General features: G+C 39.0%; 2 protein-coding genes. Both read left to right on the top strand.

Annotated elements, in window-relative coordinates; genetic code table 11:
• Positions 1-78 precede the first annotated feature (78 nt).
• Positions 79-495, top strand: a complete 417-nt coding sequence (locus tag CFT61_RS16310; RefSeq protein ID WP_089545438.1) for a helix-turn-helix domain-containing protein — start codon at positions 79-81, stop codon at positions 493-495.
• Entirely contained in the window at positions 471-1,088 is a 618-nt protein-coding gene (locus CFT61_RS16305) for an IS630 family transposase (RefSeq protein ID WP_142990670.1), read from the top strand. Before CFT61_RS16310 ends, CFT61_RS16305 begins: the two co-directional genes overlap by 25 nt.
• Positions 1,089-1,111: the final 23 nt, after the last annotated feature.

The following is a 1,111-nucleotide window of genomic DNA, read 5'->3' as shown; positions in this document are numbered from 1 at the left end:
ATAAGTAAGTGATCTAAATTATTTATATATATCAGTACTAATATGGTTCATTTTCCGTTTTATAGAAAAAATAGAATTATGAAACCAATAAAAGTACTTGAATTATCAGAGGTTGATCGCCTCAAATTAGAGAAAGGCTATCATAATGGCCCTACTCATAGTTTTCGTATCAGATGCAAATCCATATTGCTGAAGTCAGAAGGTAAATCAGCTCCCCAAATAGCAGAAATGCTTGAGGTAACAGTACCTACTGTCTACACATGGGTAAAACGTTATGAAGAAAATGGCATCAAAGGCTTGGATACACGTCCTGGTCAGGGGCGAAAGCCTATTATGGATTGTTCTGATGAAGAAGCAGTCCGCAAGGCAATTGAGGAAGACCGTCAGAGTGTGTCCAAAGCACGTGAAGCATGGCAGAATGCGACTGGTAAAGAAGCCAGTGACATTACCTTCAAACGTTTTTTAGAAACATTGGTGCAAGATATAAGCGTATAAGAAAACGCCCAAGGGGCAAACCCTCACCGCAGCTCTACGCATACAAGAAAGAGAAGTTGCAAGAACTTGAAGAACTTGATTCCAAAGGAGAACTTATGCTATATTATGCCGACGAAAGCCATGTTTGTACAAATGGTTATGTTCCATATGGCTGGCAATTCAAGAATGAGGATATTTACATCCCATCCGAGAAGGCAGCCCGGCTTAATATCTTTGGCATGATTACCAAAAGGAACCAATATAAAGGTTTTACCACACAAGAGTCCATCAACGCAGACAGGATTGTGGACTATCTTGACAGATTCTCTTTCAATGTTACGAAGAAGACTGTAATTGTCTTGGACAATGCTTCTGTTCATAGAAATCGGAAAGTTAAAGAACTGAGGAAAATTTGGGAGAAAAGAGGATTGTTCCTCTTCTATCTTCCACCTTATTCTCCAGAACTTAATCCTGCCGAGATTCTTTGGCGTATACTTAAGGGCAAATGGATAAGACCGATAGATTACGAGACTACGGACTCGCTTTTCTATTGTACGAACATGGCCTTGGCGTCTGTGGGTACGAACTTATTCGTGAATTATTCATATTTATAAAATTAATTTTGAACAGTTACTTA

Origin of the sequence: Segatella copri (assembly GCF_002224675.1) — a bacterium.
GTDB classification, from domain to species: domain Bacteria; phylum Bacteroidota; class Bacteroidia; order Bacteroidales; family Bacteroidaceae; genus Prevotella; species Prevotella copri_U.
Note: the sequence above shows the minus strand (reverse complement) of the source record. Positions and strands in the feature narration are given on the sequence as shown.

What these genes read in the sequence shown, in the direction of transcription:
- CFT61_RS16310 (WP_089545438.1), top strand. Translation starts at nt 79, where the DNA reads ATGAAACCAATAAAAGTACTTGAATTATCAGAGGTTGATCGCCTCAAA.